The organism is Pedobacter sp. 01T416_2 (assembly GCF_056398925.1).
On the sequence record NZ_JBFTQI010001075.1, the window covers coordinates 1 to 1,476 of the forward strand.

The following is a 1,476-nucleotide window of genomic DNA, read 5'->3' on the forward strand; positions in this document are numbered from 1 at the left end:
GGTTAAGTTGATCTGTGCTCGTGGTAAAAATGATTAATACATTAAAATAAACTTCTTCAGTATATTTTATAGCGATATATGGATCGACCTCACCAAAAATGATAAGCGCATCCTCGGGTGCATTTATTACCCTAACAGTGTAGTTAGGTTTAACCTGAAGTTTTTTTAATAATAAATTTTCCATTTTATAAGTCTGATCAACATTGTGTTCTTTGTGGTTAAAAAATAGATGGATTACAACCTTAATTTAGCGAAGAAATCCCAAAAAACAATACCGGCAGAGATTACGATGTTAAAGGAATGTTTGGTTCCAAATTGAGGAATTTCGATACATTCATCAATTTTTGCCATCACTTCGTCGCTCACACCATCAACCTCGTTTCCAAAAATCAGTGCATATTTTTTATTCTGATCGGGCTGGAAAGTGTTCAGCATGGTACTGTTTTCGGCTTGTTCTATTGCAATGATCTCATAACCCAAGGCCCTTAAGGCATCAACTGCCTGTAAGGTATCGGTATAATGAATCCAATCTACAGATTGTGTAGCGCCTAGCGCTGTTTTCTCAATTTCGCGGTGCGGTGGTTGAGCCGTTATGCCACAAAGGATAACTTTTTCCAATGCAAATCCGTCGGCTGTGCGGAATATAGAACCTACGTTGTGCATACTGCGCACATTATCCAACACCACCACAACAGGTAATTTTTCCTGTGCTTTAAACGCTTCAATATCCGGACGATTAAGCTCGTCTAATTTTAATTTTCTCATTAACATTTAATGTTTTACCACAGATAAACAGGATGAACACAGATGGTATATTTTTTTGTTCGTAACTAAATAATTATCAACTGATAGCCCAGTTTTTTGTCTACTATATTTTTATTAAGTTTAACCTTGATGAAAAACAGAATGCAAATTTTTCTAACCAAAATCTGTGGTTATCTGTGCAAATCTGTGGTTAATATTTTATAATCTAATTGGCCCATAGCCAATTTCGCTAATGTAAATCGCAGCGGGATAGCCAATTTTATCTACGTAATAATCGGTTAAATGTTTTGCAAAGTCTTCTTCAAAGCCTTTCTCCAACAAAGCTATTGCACATCCGCCAAATCCAGCACCGGTCATACGGGCACCTATAACATGCTCATAATCTGTGCAAAAATCTACTACTGTATCCAATTCTTTTCCGCTTACTTCATATAATGTTTTTAATGATTCGTGCGAGGCATACATCAAGCGGCCAAATTCTTCCAGGTTTCCGCCGTTTAAGGCTTTAGCCGCTAAATGAACCCGATCATTTTCTTTGACCACATGTGTTGTACGGTTTAAAATAGTTTCATCTGTTATTAAATGGCTGTGTAATGCAAATTTCTCAGCGGTTAATTCGCAAAGATAATGAAGTGTTATTTCCTGGTTCAGCAATTTCAGTGCAGTTTGGCATTCTGCTACACGTTCGTTGTATTTAGAATCTGCTAATTC

At 36.7% G+C, this 1,476-nt stretch carries 3 protein-coding genes; all 3 read right to left on the reverse strand.

The features are described from left to right. Positions 1-184: hypothetical protein (locus tag AC1DPQ_RS27470; protein WP_477611523.1), on the reverse strand; the 184-nt coding region annotated here is incomplete at its 3' end. 50 nt (positions 185-234) lie between these two features. After that, entirely contained in the window at positions 235-765 is a 531-nt protein-coding gene (locus AC1DPQ_RS27475) for an RNA methyltransferase (RefSeq protein WP_477583849.1), read from the reverse strand. Between the two features lie 198 nt (positions 766-963). Beyond that, on the reverse strand, positions 964-1,476 hold a 513-nt coding region (locus AC1DPQ_RS27480), incomplete at its 5' end, for a galactokinase (RefSeq protein WP_477611524.1).

Excerpts from the sequence above, each read along its gene's own strand:
- AC1DPQ_RS27475 (WP_477583849.1), bottom strand. The coding sequence starts at position 765 with ATGAGAAAATTAAAATTAGACGAGCTTAATCGTCCGGATATTGAAGCG.